This window comes from Serratia plymuthica NBRC 102599 (assembly GCF_001590925.1).
Taxonomy (GTDB): domain Bacteria; phylum Pseudomonadota; class Gammaproteobacteria; order Enterobacterales; family Enterobacteriaceae; genus Serratia; species Serratia plymuthica.
On sequence record NZ_BCTU01000016.1, the window covers coordinates 1 to 18,714 of the forward strand.

General features: G+C 56.4%; 15 protein-coding genes and 1 other RNA gene. 9 read left to right on the forward strand and 7 right to left on the reverse strand.

Translation table 11 applies throughout. The features are described 5' to 3' along the window. Window positions 1-282 precede the first annotated feature (282 nt). Window positions 283-1,521 (forward strand): phosphoglycerate dehydrogenase, encoded by a 1,239-nt coding sequence (gene serA, locus SPL01S_RS12135; protein ID WP_063200083.1) that lies wholly within the window; start codon window positions 283-285, stop codon window positions 1,519-1,521. Window positions 1,522-1,565: 44 nt separating this feature from the next. Here the strand turns inward: serA and SPL01S_RS12140 are convergent, their stop codons facing one another. The 3 genes from SPL01S_RS12140 to zapA all read right to left on the reverse strand — a co-directional run bounded on the left by SPL01S_RS12140 (window position 1,566) and on the right by zapA (window position 2,756). After that, the gene (locus SPL01S_RS12140; RefSeq protein WP_063200287.1) at window positions 1,566-2,174 is read right to left on the reverse strand and encodes a 5-formyltetrahydrofolate cyclo-ligase; all 609 of its coding nucleotides are present in this window, start codon (window positions 2,172-2,174) and stop codon (window positions 1,566-1,568) included. Between the two features lie 28 nt (window positions 2,175-2,202). Next, a non-coding RNA gene (gene ssrS, locus SPL01S_RS12145) (6S RNA) lies at window positions 2,203-2,385 on the reverse strand. A gap of 41 nt (window positions 2,386-2,426) precedes the next feature. Next, window positions 2,427-2,756: a cell division protein ZapA gene (gene zapA / locus SPL01S_RS12150; RefSeq protein ID WP_004931621.1), complete on the reverse strand. Its 330-nt coding sequence runs from the start codon at window positions 2,754-2,756 to the stop codon at window positions 2,427-2,429. A 320-nt stretch (window positions 2,757-3,076) separates the two neighbouring features. On the opposite strand from zapA, the gene SPL01S_RS12155 reads away from it, so the two are divergent. From SPL01S_RS12155 to ubiI, 4 genes are all read left to right on the forward strand, one after another. Then, window positions 3,077-3,655: a YecA/YgfB family protein gene (locus tag SPL01S_RS12155; protein ID WP_062792733.1), complete on the forward strand. Its 579-nt coding sequence runs from the start codon at window positions 3,077-3,079 to the stop codon at window positions 3,653-3,655. Between the two features lie 60 nt (window positions 3,656-3,715). Beyond that, window positions 3,716-5,029, forward strand: a complete 1,314-nt coding sequence (pepP, locus tag SPL01S_RS12160) for a Xaa-Pro aminopeptidase (protein WP_063200086.1) — start codon at window positions 3,716-3,718, stop codon at window positions 5,027-5,029. A 4-nt stretch (window positions 5,030-5,033) separates the two neighbouring features. Beyond that, window positions 5,034-6,212: a 2-octaprenyl-6-methoxyphenyl hydroxylase gene (ubiH, locus tag SPL01S_RS12165; RefSeq protein WP_004952498.1), complete on the forward strand. Its 1,179-nt coding sequence runs from the start codon at window positions 5,034-5,036 to the stop codon at window positions 6,210-6,212. Window positions 6,213-6,298: 86 nt separating this feature from the next. Beyond that, window positions 6,299-7,501 carry an FAD-dependent 2-octaprenylphenol hydroxylase gene (gene ubiI, locus SPL01S_RS12170; protein WP_004952495.1) on the forward strand — a complete coding sequence of 401 codons (1,203 nt, stop codon included), beginning with the start codon at window positions 6,299-6,301 and terminating at the stop codon, window positions 7,499-7,501. Between the two features lie 138 nt (window positions 7,502-7,639). Here ubiI and SPL01S_RS12175 read toward each other — a convergent pair whose 3' ends face one another. The 4 genes from SPL01S_RS12175 to SPL01S_RS12190 are packed head-to-tail and all read right to left on the reverse strand — an operon-like array spanning window position 7,640 to window position 12,175. Further along, window positions 7,640-8,854 carry a hypothetical protein gene (locus SPL01S_RS12175; RefSeq protein WP_063200089.1) on the reverse strand — a complete coding sequence of 405 codons (1,215 nt, stop codon included), beginning with the start codon at window positions 8,852-8,854 and terminating at the stop codon, window positions 7,640-7,642. Then, window positions 8,855-10,117, reverse strand: coding sequence for an ATP-grasp domain-containing protein (locus tag SPL01S_RS12180; RefSeq protein ID WP_063200092.1), 1,263 nt, complete (start codon window positions 10,115-10,117; stop codon window positions 8,855-8,857). A 24-nt stretch (window positions 10,118-10,141) separates the two neighbouring features. Beyond that, on the reverse strand, window positions 10,142-11,143 hold the full coding sequence (locus tag SPL01S_RS12185) for a radical SAM protein (protein ID WP_006327758.1): 1,002 nt from the start codon (window positions 11,141-11,143) through the stop codon (window positions 10,142-10,144). A 24-nt stretch (window positions 11,144-11,167) separates the two neighbouring features. After that, on the reverse strand, window positions 11,168-12,175 hold the full coding sequence (locus SPL01S_RS12190) for a C-terminal binding protein (RefSeq protein ID WP_063200095.1): 1,008 nt from the start codon (window positions 12,173-12,175) through the stop codon (window positions 11,168-11,170). A gap of 860 nt (window positions 12,176-13,035) precedes the next feature. On the opposite strand from SPL01S_RS12190, the gene gcvT reads away from it, so the two are divergent. The 4 genes from gcvT to SPL01S_RS12210 all read left to right on the forward strand — a co-directional run bounded on the left by gcvT (window position 13,036) and on the right by SPL01S_RS12210 (window position 18,635). Continuing rightward, a complete protein-coding gene (gene gcvT, locus SPL01S_RS12195; RefSeq protein ID WP_063200099.1) occupies window positions 13,036-14,133 on the forward strand; it encodes a glycine cleavage system aminomethyltransferase GcvT in 1,098 nt (365 codons plus the stop codon). Window positions 14,134-14,178: 45 nt separating this feature from the next. Beyond that, window positions 14,179-14,565, forward strand: coding sequence for a glycine cleavage system protein GcvH (gene gcvH, locus SPL01S_RS12200; RefSeq protein ID WP_062868525.1), 387 nt, complete (start codon window positions 14,179-14,181; stop codon window positions 14,563-14,565). A gap of 100 nt (window positions 14,566-14,665) precedes the next feature. Continuing rightward, the gene (gene gcvP, locus SPL01S_RS12205) at window positions 14,666-17,545 is read left to right on the forward strand and encodes an aminomethyl-transferring glycine dehydrogenase (protein WP_063200102.1); all 2,880 of its coding nucleotides are present in this window, start codon (window positions 14,666-14,668) and stop codon (window positions 17,543-17,545) included. Window positions 17,546-17,669: 124 nt separating this feature from the next. Next, window positions 17,670-18,635 (forward strand): quinone oxidoreductase family protein, encoded by a 966-nt coding sequence (locus SPL01S_RS12210; RefSeq protein ID WP_063200105.1) that lies wholly within the window; start codon window positions 17,670-17,672, stop codon window positions 18,633-18,635. The last annotated feature ends 79 nt before the right edge of the window (window positions 18,636-18,714 follow it).

Below are 18,714 nucleotides of genomic sequence, written 5' to 3' on the forward strand. Positions count from 1 at the left end.
TGCGGTCTTGGATCCTGCCCGACCGCATAATTCACTGGCTAAAATATCTTTTATTAAAAGCGCCAAATTTGGTGACATATGTCACATTGTGAGCCTTGGCTCCACAAAGCTTCTGTCTATTTCTTTCCCTTTGGCATTTTCTGCCAAAAACCGGCAACAACGCTGAGCCTTGTACTGACGGGCAGGCAATCGTTTGTATTGCCGCCCGCGTTATTTTTGTTATGTTGGATGCGTGCTGTTTCATAACAGCCGCTTCTGAAGTCTGAATATAGGGTCGGGTAAATGGCAAAAGTATCATTGGAGAAAGACAGGATTAAATTCCTGTTGGTGGAAGGGGTTCATCAGAGCACGGTAGATAATCTGCTTGCGGCCGGGTATACCAACATTGAATATCACAAAGGTGCGTTAGACACCGAAGCGCTTAAGGCATCCATCCGCGATGCTCACTTCGTCGGCATCCGATCGCGTACGCATCTGTCCGAAGAAGTTTTCGCTGCCGCAGAAAAACTGGTGGCGGTGGGTTGTTTCTGTATCGGCACTAACCAGGTTGATCTGAAAGCGGCGACCAAACGCGGCATTCCGGTGTTTAACGCGCCTTTCTCCAATACCCGATCCGTGGCCGAAATGGTGCTGGGCGAGCTGTTGCTGATGCTGCGCGGCATTCCTTCCGCCAACGCCAAGGCACACCGTGGCGAGTGGCAGAAACTGGCCGTCGGCTCGTTCGAAGCGCGCGGCAAGAGACTGGGGATTATCGGCTACGGCCATATCGGCACCCAGTTGGGTATCCTGGCCGAAGGCCTGGGCATGAAGGTGTTTTTCTACGACATCGAGAACAAGCTGCCGTTGGGTAATGCCCAGCAGGTAAGGCATTTGTCCGATTTGCTCAATATGAGCGACGTGGTGACGCTGCACGTGCCGGAAACCCTGTCGACCAAGAACATGATGGGTGCAGAAGAGCTGGCGCTGATGAAGCCGGGTTCGATTCTGATCAACGCCTCGCGCGGCACCGTGGTGGATATCCCTGCGCTGTGCAAGGTACTGGCCAGCAAACATTTGGCCGGTGCGGCGATCGACGTCTTCCCGGAAGAGCCTGCGACCAACAGCGAGCCGTTCAACTCGCCGCTGTGCGAGTTCGACAACGTGATCCTGACTCCGCATATCGGCGGCTCCACTCAGGAAGCGCAGGAGAACATCGGCGACGAAGTGGCGGGCAAGCTGGCGAAATACTCCGACAACGGTTCGACCCTGTCGGCGGTTAACTTCCCGGAAGTGTCGCTGCCGGCGCATGGCCCGAACGCCAGCCGCCTGCTGCACATTCACGAGAACCGCCCGGGCGTGCTGACGCAGATTAACCAGATCTTCGCGGAAGAAGGGGTGAACATCGCTGCGCAGTACCTGCAAACCGGTCCGGAAATCGGCTACGTGGTTATCGATATCGATGCGGAAACCGAACGTGCCGACGCCGCATTGCAGCGCATGAAGGCGATTGCCGGTACCATTCGCGCCCGTCTGTTGTTCTGATTGTTTGCGCGTTAACGAAAAGGCCGGATAAATCCGGCCTTTTGCTATTCCTGCTCCCGCCACACCCAATTCTGCGACGGGGTGATGATTTCCGGTAACGGGATATCCCAATGCTCCACCGGGACCTTTTCCACCTGCTGACAGTCATGCGCCAACCCTATCGGGTAGAGGCCCGTAAGCTGCCAGTTTTGCAGGGTGCGATCGTAGAACCCGCCGCCCATCCCCAAACGCTGGCCTGCGCTGTCAAAGGCGACCAGTGGCGTCAGCACCACATCGAGTTCACCGACCGGCAATACGTGGCGTACGTCGAGCTGTGGCTCGAGAATATTAAAGCGGTTGTTCACCAATAGCGTATCCGGGGTATAGCGCAGGAACAGCAGATTGCCGGCGCTGAACGGGTGCAGAACCGGCAGATAAACCTGCAATCCCTGCCGCCATAACCGTTCGATCGACGGACCGGTATCCAGTTCGCCGTCGAACGACAAGAAGACAGCAACGCTCTGCGCCGCCAGAATACGCGGATGCGCAGCGATACGATCGGCTATCTGCAAAGCAAAATCATGTTGTTGTTCAGGCGATAAGGCGCGACGACGTTGACGGATTAGGTTTCGGATATTCTGCCGCTGTTGGGCATATTGGGATTGAAAAGACATAATCAGCACACATACCGCTGAGGAAGGGGGAATCTCCGAGATGCCGTCGCAGGCTGTAACCCTTGAACCCATGGTTCAAGGTGAACGTGCTGTCGCAATCTTAAGGCTTCTCGGCGGGCCGAGCATGCACACCGATCGCGGATCATCACATTCTGTTGGTACTAAATATCGGCTCAGGGGACTGGCCCGCTGGCGAACATCTCAGAGAAATTTTTTACTCATTGCCGAAACCTTAGATTTCAGCAACTTAAGTTATTCGAATTGTGCATCCTGACGTTCAGAGATGCGACCCTGTTCAAGCAAAGCCTGTTCAATGGTCTGTTGCAGCATACGAATGCGTTGTTCCATATTGGACGCATAATCACGGGTTTTCAACCGTTCTTGAGCAAGTTCGTGACATACGTTCAATGCCGCGATAAAAACCAGTTGCTCAGTATTTGAGACTCTAGTGCGAACTTTAAGATCTTGCAACCGTTGGTTAAGATCGTCCGCCGCCATGTTCAACGCATCTTGTTGTTCTGGCGGGCAATTGACTCTTAACGAGCGGCCAAAAATTTGAATATCTACCGGTTGTGCAGACATGCCACCTTCCTGCCTAAATTTCGCGCCAGCCCCAGTTCGCCCTTACCGAGCCACCAAAGCGGGCGCCACTATATATACCTCGGTACCAAGATACAACCCCTTTTTCAGTACCTGGTTGTAATCTACCGCGACAGACATTACCAGTCAAAAAAGGGTTTCAAAATGCGTATTTAGCGTCATTTTGCTCCTTGCCGGCACTGTGTGAGTTCTGGCGCATCACGATTATAACTAGCCACTGAGGTGTCGCGCTTATCTGGTACAGCGATGGACCTTGGTGGTAGCATAACACGAACTTATCCTGCCAACGATGACGAATGCGCATGTCTATACAGAATACATTTCCAAGTTACCAATCTTTGACCGTTGCTCTCAACCAGCAAGCGGTGGCGTTGACCGCAGCAGAAATGCACGGTTTGATCAGCGGCCTGTTGTGCGGTGGCAGCCGCGACGCCGGCTGGCAAACGCTGGTCTACGATCTGACTAACGAAGGCGTGGCCTTTCCGCAGGCATTGAACCTGCCGCTCCAGCAACTTTATGAAATTACGCGTGAAACGCTGGAAGACGACGACTTCATGTTCCAACTGATGATGCCGGAAGGCGAAACGGTAACCGTCTTCGATCGCGCCGACGCGCTGGCCGGGTGGGTGAACCATTTCCTGCTCGGGTTGGGGATGATGCAACCGAAACTGGCTCAGGTGAAAGACGAAGTGGGTGAGGCGATCGACGATCTGCGCAATATCGCCCAACTGGGTTACGACGAAGACGAAGATCAGGAAGAGCTGGAACACTCTCTGGAGGAAGTGGTGGAGTATGTGCGGGTGGCGGCTATTTTGTGCCATACCGAATTTACCCGCCGCAAGCCGACGGCGCCGGAGAATGCCAAACCGACCTTGCACTAAACCCCGATACCACGCCCGTAGAGGCCGTGAGCACAGGCAGATTGATTTCAGGAGAAGGTGATGACTCAGCAGGAATTCAACAACCGCCGTCAGGCGCTGTTGGCGAAAATGGCTCCGGCCAGCGCGGCAATTATTTTCTCTGCGCCGGAAGCGACGCGCAGTGCAGATACTGAATATCCCTACCGTCAGAACAGCGATTTCTGGTATTTGACCGGTTTCAACGAGCCGGAAGCGGTGTTGATTCTGGTGAAGAGCGACGAAACGCATAACCACAGCGTGTTGTTCAACCGGGTGCGCGATCTGACCGCGGAAATCTGGTTTGGCCGTCGCCTGGGCCAGGATGCCGCACCGGCGAAGCTCGGGGTGGATCGCGCACTGTCGTTCGATGAAATCAACGATCAATTGCACCTGCTGCTCAATGGCCTGGACGTGGTTTATCACGCGCAGGGCGAATACGCCTATGCCGATCAGATCCTGTTCTCGGCATTGGACAAGCTGCGCAAAGGCTTCCGTCAGAACCTGCAAGCGCCGGCAACCATCACCGACTGGCGCCCGTGGTTGCACGAGATGCGCCTGTTCAAATCCGCGGAAGAACTGGCAGTGATGCGTCGCGCCGGTGAGATCAGCGCGCTGGCTCATACCCGCGCGATGGAAAAATGTCGCCCCGGGATGTTCGAGTATCAGCTCGAGGCGGAGATCCTGCATGAGTTTACCCGCCTTGGCGCCCGTTACCCGTCTTACAACACCATCGTCGGTGGCGGCGAAAACGCCTGCATCCTGCACTACACAGAAAACGAAAGTGAGTTGCGCGATGGCGATCTGGTGCTGATCGACGCCGGTTGCGAGTATAAAGGCTATGCCGGCGACATCACCCGAACCTTCCCGGTGAACGGTAAATTCAGCAAACCGCAACGAGCCCTGTACGACATTGTGCTGAAGTCGCTGCTGCGGGCTCTGGAGCTGTTAAAACCCGGCGCCAGCATCCGTGAAGCGAACGACGAGGTCGTGCGTATCATGATTTCCGGGCTGGTGGAGCTGGGTGTCCTGAAAGGCGAAGTGGATCAACTGATTACCGAACAGGCGCACCGTCAGTTCTACATGCATGGCCTGGGCCACTGGCTGGGGCTGGACGTGCACGACGTCGGCAATTATGTCACGCCGGCCCGCGATCGCGAACTGGAGCCGGGTATGGTGCTGACCGTCGAGCCGGGTCTGTACATCGCACCGGACGCCGACGTGCCGGAACAATACCGCGGCATCGGCATTCGCATTGAAGACGACATTGTGATCACCGCCGGCGGCAATGAAAACCTGACCGCCGGCGTAGTGAAAGACGCCGATGCCATTGAAGCGTTGATGGCGGCGGCAAGGTAAGCGGATGAGCGTAATTATCGTTGGCGGCGGCATGGCGGGGGCGACGTTGGCGTTGGCCATCTCGTCGCTTACCCAGGGAAGGATGGCGGTTGATCTGATCGAAGCTACGCGGCCGGACGACCGCAGCCATCCGGGGTTTGACGCCCGCGCCATCGCCTTGGCGCAGGGCACCTGCCAGCAACTGACGCGTATTGGCGTCTGGCCGGCGCTACGCGATTGTGCGACGGCCATTACCCATGTGCACGTCAGCGATCGCGGCCACGCCGGCTTTGTTAACCTGTATGCGCAAGATTATCAGGTCGATGCGCTTGGTCAGGTAATTGAATTGCATGACGCCGGCCAACGGCTGTTCGCGTTGCTGGCCAAAGCGCCCGGCGTCACGCTGCACTGCCCGGCACGGGTGGTCGACGTGCTGCGTACCGCAGATCGCGCCGAAGTGCTGTTGGATAACGGACGGCGCATCAACGGGCAACTGTTGGTGGCGGCGGACGGATCGCGTTCGGCACTGGCACAAGCTTGCAATGTACAGTGGCAACAAAGCGAATACCCGCAGTTTGCCACCATCGCCAACGTCACTACTTCAGAGGATCCGCAGGGGCGTGCCTTTGAACGTTTCACCCGCTATGGGCCATTGGCGCTGTTGCCGATGTCTCAGGGCCGCAGTTCGCTGGTGTGGTGCCATGCGCGTGAAGATCGCGCCGAGGTCGATGGTTGGGATGACGCCCGCTTTATCAGTGAGCTGCAACAGGCGTTTGGCTGGCGGCTGGGCCGGATCGTCAAAACCGGCAAACGGCACAGCTATCCGCTCAGTCTGCTGACCGCCAGCCGGCATGTCAGCCATCGGTTGGCGCTGGTGGGCAATGCCGCGCAGACGCTGCATCCGATTGCCGGCCAGGGGTTCAATCTGGGGCTGCGCGATGTGATGTCGCTGGCGGAAACGCTGGCAGAGGCGGAGCGGGCGGGCGAAGATCCCGGTGGCTATGCGCTGCTGAGCCGCTATCAGCAGCGGCGACAGAAAGATCAGCAGGCGACGGTCGGCGTGACCGACGGCCTGATCCGGCTGTTCGCCAACCGTTACGGTCCGTTGGTGGTCGGGCGCAATCTGAGTCTGATGGCGATGGAACAGCTGCCGGCGGTGCGAGATGCCTTTGCCAAACGTACGCTGGGTTGGGTGGATCGCTAGGCTGGTGTATAAGCAGGGGTGCAGCGATTGCGCCCGCAACGCCGCGCAATCGCTGCGCAGCGAGTCATTTAAGGAAATTAAGCAGCATGCAATCATTTGACGTGGTTATCGCCGGCGGCGGTATGGTGGGTTTGGCACTGGCCTGTGGCCTGCAAGGCAGCGGCCTGCGCGTTGCGGTGCTGGAGCACCGGCAACCGGAAATGACGCCGCCGCAGGAACAGCCGGCGCTGCGCGTATCCGCCATCAACGCCGCCAGTGAGCGCCTGCTGCAGCATATTGGCGTGTGGGACGAAATCCTCGCCCTACGCGCCAGTGCCTACAACGCGATGGAAGTGTGGGATCGCGACAGCTTCGGCAAGATCGCCTTTCGCGGCGATGAATGCGGCTTCAGTCATCTCGGCCATATCATTGAGAATTCGGTGATCCAGCAGGCGCTGTGGAAGCGTGCGGAAAGCCTGAGCGATGTCACGCTGATCACCCCGGCGGCGCTAAAACAGGTGGCCTGGGGCGAGAACGATGCCTTTATCACGCTTGAAGATGGCCGCATGCTGACTGCACGGCTGGTGGTGGGCGCCGACGGCGCGCATTCCTGGCTGCGTCAGCATGCCGATATTCCGCTGACCTTCTGGGATTACCGTCATCACGCGCTGGTGGCCACCATCCGCACCGAAGAGCCGCACCAGGCGACGGCGCGGCAGGTATTTTATGGCGATGGCATTCTGGCGTTTCTGCCGTTCAGCGATCCGCATCTGTGCTCTATCGTTTGGTCGGTAGCGCCGGAAGAAGCGGAGCGCCTGAAGCAACTGGATCCGGAGCAATTTAACCGTGAGCTGGCGATGACGTTCGATCTGCGCCTCGGGGCCTGTCGGCTCGAAAGCGAACGCCAGACCTTCCCGTTGACCGGGCGTTACGCGCGCAGCTTTGCCGCGCACCGTCTGGCGTTAATGGGGGATGCGGCGCATACCGTGCATCCGTTGGCCGGCCAAGGGGTGAACCTGGGCTTTATGGACGCCGCCGAGCTGATCGCCGAACTGCGGCGCCTGCAACGCCAGGGCAAGGACATTGGCCAACATTTGTACCTGCGTCGCTATGAGCGCCGCCGCAAACATGGCGCTGCCGTGATGCTGGCGAGTATGCAAGGGTTCCGCGAGCTCTTTGACGGCAATCACCCGGCGAAGAAACTGCTGCGCGATGTCGGTCTGCGTCTGGCCGACAGCCTGCCGGGCGTTAAGCCGAAACTGGTGCGCCAGGCAATGGGCCTGAACGATTTGCCGGAGTGGCTGGCTTAAGGCTGGAAACTCAGGATAAAGCCTTCACCCGTCCCTTTCGTCGGGGCGCTGCATGCTCTGCACCACCATGAAAAAAAGCACTTTGTCATCATCAAGGCTCCTTGCGGAGCCTTATCATCATTGAATGAACCAAGAGCACTACTCTGCGGCGATCTGTCGCCGTTGCAGGGCTTGCGTCATGCCGTAAAGCCCATAGCACAACAGCTCCAGTATAATCAGCGCGGAAAAAATCGACAGCGACAGCATGACGCCATAGTTGGGTATTTCGACGGCGTAAAACACGGCTAAAGGGGTCATCATCGCCACCAGAATGCTGGCATTGATGATCCTCAGCCGATTGTCGTTCATCAGGTTGGCGCGAATATAACCCCGTAAAATCCACAGCATCGACACACCGACGATGGCGATGAAAAATTCCGCATTCATGTAAATCGTTCTGCTTCCGGCCGGCAACAGATCAAATCGATCAAGAATAAGGCACAATGCAACGAACAATATGGGCGCCGCCAGGCACAGCAGCGCCAGGAAGCTGAACTGCTGTTTTTTCTGCGGCTGATGCCCCAATATTTTTAGCAGGATGCTCTCAATATCCAACACCGCACCGATGGAAATGCAGATCAGGCCAAAGGTTAACGGCCAGTATTGCAGCACTTCACTCCCACCGATAACCCGGCTCAGACAGATGACGACAATGATGTTGCTCATGAGCGACGAGGCGGTCATCAGAAAGGCCGAAAAGTAAGGCGCGATGATTTGCCGATAGTGCCTGCCGCCCCCTTCGTGTAGCCGAATCCCCTGACGCAGGACCAACAGCAACAGCAAAATGGCCTCCGTATAGGCACCCGCCACAAGCGCAAGGATCGCCGCCATATCCACAGGCACCTGAAACCGGGTCAGCGCATAACAACCGAGCACCGAAACCAGCACGCGGACGAACGAGGCGCGGCTCATCAGGGCGGTTTTCCCTTCCAGGATGCAACATCCCTGCAGATAACGTCGGACGCCTACGGCCAGCAGAGAAAGCGAAAACACGTGGGTAATAAAGGTGATATGCGGGCTGATATGTTGCCTAAAACCCCAAACGCCCAGATTGAATATCAAAAAGACCGCGACGGCGAGCAGCGCGGAAAACATCAGCGTCTCCGCACTCTTTTTCATTTTGATGACCACCGCGCACAGAGGGAAAACAAACGCGTTGGCAAACATGAAAGTACTCAAGGCAATGGCGTAATCGCCGGATGCCTTGAGGCTGTAGGCCGAAAGAATAAGCGAGATGATAGGGAGTTCCAGATTCAGCAGACTGATGCTGATCGCACTGGGAAACCATAATCGCAACATGCCGGCGGTATTCATTTACTGACTCTCCCCGTCATCTGCCGCCACGGCATCGTGATAAGGCAGGTAGTCATTTACCAGCCATTGGAAGTCCGCCGTTAAAGACGCCAGCGAATCATTCCACAGCAGGATCCCGCCAATGCGGTCGCGTACGCTCTGCGGTCTGGTCAGCAGCGTGCCGTGCGGAACCTCCCATGTCGTTTTATATGCGCTGCCGACGCTGATATTTTTTTCTATATCGGCGCGCGCGCCTTCCCGATGCGGATACCACACCCAGGCGGCGTAGCCGACAGGCCGCTCGTTCGCCTGTTCCAGCAGGCCCATTTGCGCCAGAAAATGCTGTTCCTCGATATTGCGGCCAGAACACAGGGCATGCATTTGCGGGATCCAGCCGCCGGGCGCGCGGGCGGCGATTTCCAGAAACACGATACGGTCATCTTTGGTCAGAAAGGCTTCCAGATGAGTCGCGCCGTCAGGCACATAGCCCAACGCATCGAATACGCGGGAGTTATAGGCTTCGAAGCGCGAATACAGCGGATTTTCTTTGTCCAGCGGCAAGCTGCCTACTGGTTTGCCATCAATAAACTCGGCGTTGGGGTGGCTGTATTGGCAGATATAAATATCGGCGATCTTTCCTTGATAAACCAGGCTGTCGACATGGAACAGCGTTCCTTCAATAAATTGGTCCAGCTCATAGTTTTCAACGTCTTTATTGGTTTCACACCATTGCCGCAGCGCCGGGCGGTCATGAATTTTGGCGATTCGCTCACTGCCGGCCGAATCAATTTGCTTGGCGAATATCGGATAAGACAAAGGCTGCTCAACTTGCTGAAGATAACGTTCAGGCGCTGCCTGATAGGCCTGCGGAGAAAAGGGAACGACCCGAGGGATATCGATATCGCCGGCGGCCATGACAGCCTTCATGCGCAACTTATTGATAAAGGGTTCAGTTTGCGCAAACGTTGCCCCCTGAATACCGAATGTCTCCCGCAGGCGCGCTGCATGCCCCAGAAAATACTCGTCGTTGGTGATGATTCTCACCTCCGCCATATTGGTGATATTGCGACGGGTAAAAAGATCGCGACAGGCTTGCGCCAGTTCTTCTGTCGTGAAGGGATCGCAGATCTGAATATCGTCGAAACAAGGTTTTTGATCTGCAGGCAAATTGCCCCAGCCCTGTTTCCCCGTCAGCAGGCAGACCGCGTATTTTTCCCTGTCGATCAGCTTATTCCAGTCAGCCCGGAAGGTGACAATGTTCTGCAATATGATAAATGTTTTCATGCGATAACCTCTTTCCCTGTAGTTTTAGTTGGTAATGGGCGACCAGTCGGCCGTTCTGACCGTTTTGCCATAAAAGTCCGTGACGGTAGCGGTATCCGTTTGCCAGTGATCGCTCGGCACCACCACTTTGCCGGAAGCGCTGGGGATATCGATAACGTGCTGGGGGAAGGCGAGGCCGGACAGTTCATTGCGCAGCTGCGTCATGATCGCCATCTCATCTTCGAGACGCATGACAAAACGCCGGGTAGAGGTGACTTCCTGACCGTGATAAATGTAATAGGGGCGAACGCCCAACTCGAATAAACGCAAAAATAGGGTTTTCAGCGTGTCTTTGTCGTCATTGATTGTTTTCAGGAAGACGGTTTGCGTCAGCAACACATAGCCCATCTTTTTGAAAGCCCGGATCATCTCGATGACTTCAGGTTGCAGCTCATCGGGATGGTCGATATGCAGGCTCAAATATACTGTCGGTTTAGCCTGCGCCAGCTCTTCCATCAATTCCATACGCACCTTGCCGGGGTTTTGCAGCGGATAGCGGGTATGGATCCTGACCACTTTTACGTGGTCGATCGCTTTCAATCGATTAAACAGATATTGCAGACCTTTGGGGTTGGTCAGCGGATCGCCACCGCTGGCGATGACCTCGTAGATGCTTTTATCGTTGGCGATATAATCAACGATATCATCAATCTGAGACATTTTTAACCGACCTTCCACATCCAGGCCAACCCCCACGCGATCCTGCCGTTCACAATACCGGCAGTTGGCGGCACAGGTGTAAGAGAGCAAGACCAATAGTTGGCCATCATATTTTTTTACCGTACCAAAAACGGGCGTGGATGTTTTTTCGTTCAGCAGGTCAACGTCAAGATTGGCCGGCAATGTTTCATATTCAGGATTGAACTCATACATATCCTTTATTGCCTGGCTGGTTTTGCTGAGTTCTTTTAAATACGGCGTCAGTTTTTCTGAAAAACGCGTTTCTTCTTCAACCTGTTTAACGACAATATTTTGCTCGGCAGACATTGTTTTTCTCCATGCTTTTATTGATCACGACGGCTGTAAGATACTGTTCCCATTGACACAGTTGCGCACGCTAGCCCCGGCCATAATGCCCAAAAGCAGCTCGGCTGATTTGGTTCTCATTTCCAGGAACGATTCTTCAGTGTAAAAAGCTGAGTGTGCGGTAAGAATAACGTTATCCAGATCTCTGAAACCTGCGGGGATATCGGGCTCATTTTCCAGGACGTCCAGCCCGGCCGCAGCCACCTTGCCGGAATTAAGCGCCGCCAACAAAGCCTGTGAATCCACAATGCCCCCGCGTGCCGTATTGACCAGCAATACGCCTTCTTTCATTTGCTGAAATTGCGGCCCGGAAAGGAGATGGTGGGAAGTGCGGTTTAGGGAAGCGTTGACAGACACGATATCCGACGAAGCGAGCAGCTCCTCAAGGGATTCACAGCGCGTTACGCCATGCGTTTTATCAATCCCGCTGGCGACATAGGGGTCGTAAAACCGGATGTTCAAGCCAAAGGCCGCCGCTCTTTTTGCCACGGCACCGCCGATGCGGCCAAAACCGATGATCCCCAGGGTCTTATCGCGCAAGCGATACAATTTTTTGACGCTGGCCCAGTCCCAACCACCTTGTCTGACATGCAAATTGATGTCGTTGAGTTTACGGGCTACGCCGAGCAGCAGCGCTAAGGTGTGATCGGCCACTTCTTCTGTGCCGTAGTCGGGAATGTTGTACACGGCGATGCCGAGCTGCCTGGCAGCGTCAATATCCACATTATCGTAACCGACGGCGGCTTTAACGATCGCGCGGCAGCGGCTTAAATTGCTTAAAAAAGCCTGATTGAACTGGATGGACGGGATGCACGCCCAGATGATCATGAACTCTATTTCAGGCAGGAACTCGGTGGGTATTTCATTGATATTGCTGATATGTACCAAGCGAACATCATGTCCTGCCAGGATTTCTCGTTCAATATCCGGCTGGGGAAAATGTTTTTCCGTTGTCGAATCAACGATTAAAACCTTGGTGCGTCTGGATTCCATCTAACGTCCACCTCATAATTGTTAAGATAACATTAACATTACAAACTGAGCGTTAATTGAAGCATGGTTCTTTTTTTCTAACAAGCCAATGGGTTTTGGCTTTAAAAACCACCATTTTTTATTTTTTCAGGTGATAAAACCAATGGTTGTGATTTTGTTAATCAAAAAAATAGAAAATGAATAAAGAGTGGAAATATTAATCTTCTGAAAGAAACAAAATAAACGTGAAAAATATTTACCTTTACCGGAGCGGGTAAGCGAGTCCTTTTACTTTCTGCGTGGGAAAGAATCCAATTTGCCCGATATGACGGAGAGACTTGGGACGGAGCTATTCATCGCCATTCACAGAACCCATGGCGCTCAAGTGAACGACCGTTTCACCTGCTCAAATATGAGGATCACCCATAGCTTTTCCTTATATAACCCTTCATTTGAAATAATCTAATTTCAGTCCGGTTTTAGCATTACTTTTTCTAATTCCATAACCGGTTATCAAAAGTCGAAATCCCGCGACTGGCCGTTGGTTTGTTATATAACTTTGGATTTTTGGTGCTTCAATTGTTGTTTTTGTGCCTTAAAGCGCATTTTTCCAGTTAAAAACTCTGCACACTAGCCCGGCATTTTACTGGCGACGGACACCGCCAAGCCTATTTTAACTTATGGTTAATGCGGTCGTTCGGTGATAACGTCAGAACAAAGGTATCGTTTGCGTCACGACGGTTGGCCACAGTTTCCGTACGTTTCGGCGCAGCGTTTCTGTTGGGCAGTCAGTGCGCCACGTAACCCGGCCCGCGAGCCATAATCTGATGTATTGCGTGGCAGCACCCTAACTTCAGCTACTGAGTGGAATGAGGGAAAAGATGGCAAAGCAAACCCCACTGTACGACCAGCACGTGGCGTGCGGTGCGCGCATGGTAGATTTTCATGGCTGGATGATGCCGCTGCATTACGGATCCCAGATCGATGAGCACCACGCCGTGCGTCAGGATGCCGGTATGTTCGACGTCTCCCATATGACCATTGTGGATCTGCACGGTGCCCGCACCCGCGAGTTCCTGCGCTATCTGCTGGCGAATGATGTCGCCAAACTCACTCAACCCGGCAAGGCGCTGTATACCGGCATGCTGAATGCGTCCGGCGGCGTGATCGACGATCTCATCGTTTACTTCCTTACTGAAGACTATTTCCGCCTGGTGGTGAACTCCGCCACGCGCGACAAAGACCTGGCCTGGATCGAAGAACACGCAGCGCCTTATGGCATTGAGCTGAGGGTGCGTGACGATCTGGCGCTGGTTGCGGTGCAGGGCCCACAGGCCAAAGAACGCGCCGCCACTCTGTTTACCCCGGAACAAAAAAGTGCGGTTGAAGGCATGAAGCCCTTCTTCGGCGTACAGGCCGGGGATCTGTTCATTGCCACCACCGGCTATACCGGCGAAGCGGGCTATGAAATCGCCTTGCCGAAAGAGCAGGCGGTGGATTTCTGGCAAAAGCTGTTGGCGGCGGGCGTTAAACCGGCTGGCCTGGGCGCGCGCGACACCCTGCGGCTGGAAGCGGGCATGAATCTGTACGGCCAAGAGATGGACGAAGGCGTTTCGCCGCTGGCTGCCAATATGGCCTGGACCATCGCCTGGCAACCGGAAGATCGCCAGTTCATCGGCCGCGACGCGCTGGAACAGCTGCGGGAACAGGGTACCGAACAACTGGTCGGCTTGATCATGACGGAAAAAGGCGTATTACGTAATGAGCTGCCGGTGCGTTTCACCGACGCGGCAGGTCAGGCGCACGAAGGGGTGATCACCAGCGGCTCCTTCTCGCCGACCCTGGGCTTCAGCATTGCCTTGGCGCGCGTGCCCGCCGGTATCGGCGAGCAGGCTATTGTGCAAATCCGCAACCGCGAAATGCCGGTCAAGGTCACCAAACCTGGCTTTGTCCGTGCCGGTAAACCACTGATTAATTAATTTTTTGTTTATTGATTCTTTATTTCTTCGAAGGAGTAACTGGCGATGAGCAATGTGCCAACAGAATTGAAATACGCATCTTCCCACGAGTGGGTTCGTTCAGAAGGTAACGGCGTTTACACCGTAGGCATCACCGAACATGCGCAGGAGTTGCTGGGCGATATGGTCTTTGTCGATCTGCCGGAAGTGGGCCGCCAAGTTGCTGCCGGTGAAGATTGCGCCGTGGCGGAGTCCGTCAAGGCTGCATCAGACATTTACGCGCCAATCAGCGGCGAAATCGTTGCGGTAAACGGCGAGCTGGAAAGCTCTCCGGAGCTGGTGAACAGCGCGCCATACGGTGAAGGTTTCCTGTTCCAGATTAAAGCGTCAGACGAAGGTGAACTGGCGAACTTGCTGGACGCCGCGGCTTACAAAGCCTCGATCGACGAGTAACAGTTGCAGCGCCCCGGGCCTTTTGGCCGGGGCGTTTTAGTTATAGATCAAGCTATATCCCGTACTCCCGTATCACGTAAGAATTCAGGAATTTGTAGCAATGACTCAGACACTCAGCCAACTTGAACACAGCGGAGCGTTCATCGAACGCCACATCGGCTCTTCTGCGCAACAACAGCAGCAGTTGCTGGAAGCGGTGGGCGCACGCTCGCTCAGCGCGCTGATCCAACAGATTGTGCCGGCAGACATTCAACTGCCGGGGCCGCCGCCGGTGGGCGATGCGGCGACTGAACATCAGGCGCTGGCCGAACTGAAGGCGATTGCCTCGCAGAATCAGCGCTACAAATCCTATATCGGTATGGGCTACAGCGCGGTGTTGACGCCGCCGGTGATCCTGCGCAACATGCTGGAAAATCCGGGCTGGTACACCGCATATACGCCATATCAGCCGGAAGTGTCGCAGGGCCGCCTTGAGGCACTGTTGAACTTCCAGACGGTGACTCTTGATCTGACCGGCCTGGATCTGGCGTCCGCTTCGTTGCTTGACGAAGCCACCGCCGCCGCCGAAGCGATGGCGCTGGCCAAGCGCGCCAGCAAGCTGAAGGACGCCAATCGTTTCTTCGTGGCTGACGATGTGCACCCGCAAACGCTGGACGTGGTACGCACCCGCGCCGAAACCTTCGGTTTTGAAGTGATCGTCGATAAAGCCGAGAAAGTGCTGGAGCTGCAGGGCGTATTCGGCGTGCTGTTGCAACAGGTGGGCACCACCGGCGAGCTGCACGACTACGGCGCGTTGCTGGCTGAGCTGAAGACCCGCAAAATCGTCACCAGCGTGGCGGCCGACATCATGGCGCTGGTGCTGTTGACCGCACCGGGCAAACAGGGTGCAGACGTGGTCTTCGGTTCCGCGCAGCGCTTTGGCGTGCCGATGGGCTACGGCGGCCCGCACGCTGCCTTCTTCGCCTGCCGCGATGAATTCAAACGCTCAATGCCGGGCCGCATTATCGGCGTTTCACGCGACGCCGCCGGTAACACCGCGCTGCGTATGGCGATGCAAACCCGTGAGCAACATATCCGCCGCGAAAAGGCCAACTCGAATATTTGTACCTCGCAGGTGCTGCTGGCCAACATCGCCAGCCTGTACGCGGTGTACCACGGCCCGCAGGGCCTGCAGCGCATTGCCGGGCGTATCCATCGCCTGACCGACATTCTGGCCGCCGGGCTGCAACAGGCCGGTCTGGCGCTGCGTCATAAAACCTGGTTCGATACCCTGACGGTGGAAGTCAAAGACAAGGCCGCCGTGCTGGAGCGCGCGCTGAGCTTTGGCATCAACCTGCGCACCGACATCCACGGTGCGGTCGGCATCACGCTGGACGAAGCCACCTCGCGTGAAGACGTGCAGACGCTGTTTGCCCTGTTGGCGGGTGACGAGCACGGGCTGGACATCGACGCGCTGGACGCGGCGGTGAGCAAAAACAGCCAGTCGATCCCGGCGGCAATGCTGCGCAAGGATCCGATCCTCTCCCACCCGGTATTCAACCGCTACCACAGCGAAACCGAGATGATGCGTTACATGCACCGTCTGGAGCGCAAAGACCTGGCGCTCAACCAGGCGATGATCCCGCTCGGTTCCTGCACCATGAAGCTGAATGCTGCGGCGGAAATGATCCCGATCACCTGGCCTGAATTCTCCGAACTGCACCCATTCTGCCCGCCAGAGCAGGCGGCAGGCTATCAGCAGATGATTGGCCAACTGTCGCAGTGGCTGGTGCAACTGACCGGTTACGACGCGGTTTGCATGCAGCCGAACTCTGGCGCGCAGGGCGAGTATGCCGGCCTGCTGGCGATCCGCCGCTACCACGAAAGCCGTAATGAAGCGGGCCGCCATATCTGCCTGATCCCAAGCTCGGCGCACGGTACCAACCCGGCTTCCGCCCAGATGGCGGGCATGAGCGTCGTGGTAGTGGCCTGTGACAAGAACGGCAACATCGATCTGCACGATTTGCGCATCAAGGCGGAACAGGCGGGCGAAGAACTGTCCTGCATCATGGTGACCTACCCGTCGACCCATGGCGTGTACGAAGAAACCATCCGCGAAGTGTGTCAGATCGTTCATCAGTTCGGCGGCCAGGTGTATCTCGACGGCGCCAACATGAATGCTCAGGTCGGCATTACCACACCGGGTTACATCGGCGCAGACGTCTCGCACCTCAACCTGCATAAAACCTTCTGCATCCCGCACGGCGGCGGCGGCCCGGGCATGGGCCCGATCGGCGTCAAAGCGCATCTGGCTCCGTTCGTGCCGGGTCACAGCGTGGTGCAGATCGACGGCGTAACCACTCAGCAAGGCGCGGTGTCCGCCGCACCGTTCGGCAGCGCTTCTATTTTGCCAATCAGCTGGATGTACATCCGCATGATGGGCGCGGAAGGGTTAAAACTGGCGAGCCAGGTGGCGATCCTCAACGCCAACTACATCGCGACCCGCCTGAAGGATGCCTATCCGGTGCTGTATACCGGCCGCGACCATCGCGTGGCGCATGAATGTATTCTCGACATTCGCCCGCTGAAAGAAGAGACCGGCATCAGCGAAATGGACATCGCCAAACGTCTGATTGACTACGGTTTCCATGCGCCGACCATGTCGTTCCCGGTTGCGGGCACGTTGATGGTCGAACCCACCGAATCGGAAAGCAAGGCGGAGCTGGATCGCTTTATCGACGCGATGCTGGCCATCCGCGGCGAGATTGACCGGGTAGCGAAAGGCGAATGGCCGCTGGAAGACAACCCGCTGGTGAATGCGCCGCACATTCAGGCGGAACTGGTCAGCGATTGGCAGCATGCCTACAGCCGCGAGCTGGCGGTGTTCCCTATCGCCGGTGTGCGTGAGAACAAATACTGGCCGAGCGTGAAGCGTCTGGATGACGTGTATGGCGACCGCAATCTGTTCTGTTCCTGCGTGCCAATGAGCGAATACGAATAACACATTCGGCAACGTTTGTTAGCAAGGGACACCGCGCATCATGCGGTGTCCCTTTTTTATTGCCGGGCCACAGTGATTGCGCTTCACTGCTTAATGGGCAAACTCAATGGCATAAGGAATCGTTATGAAAGCGGCAATCGTAAAAGCGTTAGGGCAGCCACCGGTTTTCGGGTCAGTCGAAGAGCCTCAGGCTCAGGCCGGCGAGGTGTTGATTGAGGTGACGTTGGCGGGCATCAAGCAGCTTGACCGCGCGATGGTGGCGGGAACCCATTACTCCAGCCCCAGGACCTTGCCGATTGTGCCCGGCACCGATGGCGTGGGCTACACGCCGGACGGTCAACGGGTTTATTTTGCCTCGTTCCGCCAGCCGCATGGCGCACTGGCGGAAAGAACCGTCGCGTCATGGACCGTGCCGGTACCGGAAGGCGTGGATGACGCCACCGCAGCGGCGCTGATAAATCCGGCTTTCGCCGCCTGGCTGCCGCTTCATTGGCGCGCCGAGGTGCAGCCGGGTGAAACCGTGCTGATTATTGGTGCCACGGGCACGTCGGGCAAGCTGGCGGTGGCGGCAGCACGTCAGGCGGGAGCGGGGCGCATCGTGGCCGCCGGTCGTCGACAGAGCGTGTTGGATGCGCTGGGTGTTGACGGCACGGTAGATCTCGGGCTGGAAGGCGCTGAGCTGGTGCAGGCTTTCGCCGCCGCAGCGGGGCCGCATGGCTATCAGGTGATTGTCGATTATATCTGGGGTGCCGCGACCGAAGCCTTGCTTGCGACGCTTAACAACCATGATTTGTCATCCTACGCCGGTGGGCGCGGCATACGTTTGGTGAACGTCGGGTCGATGGCCGGGCCGGACATCCGGCTGCCGGCGGCGGTGCTGCGCAGTAATCAACTGCAGATTATGGGCAGTGGCACCGGTAACTTCCCCCCGGTGGCGGAAATGCAAAGGTATGCCAACGAGATCCTGGCCCTGGCGGCGGCAGGCAAGATCGCCGTCGAGACGCAGGAGCATGGCTTGTCCGAGATTGCCGCCGTCTGGGATTTGAACAAGAAAAGCGATGTTCGTTCGGTGATCCGCATTTCGCGTTAGGCGTCAGCCCTGGCGGCCAGTTTGGCCGCCAGGAAAAAACCGGCCAACCCGAGCCACAGTACCGTACCCGCCCCAAAAT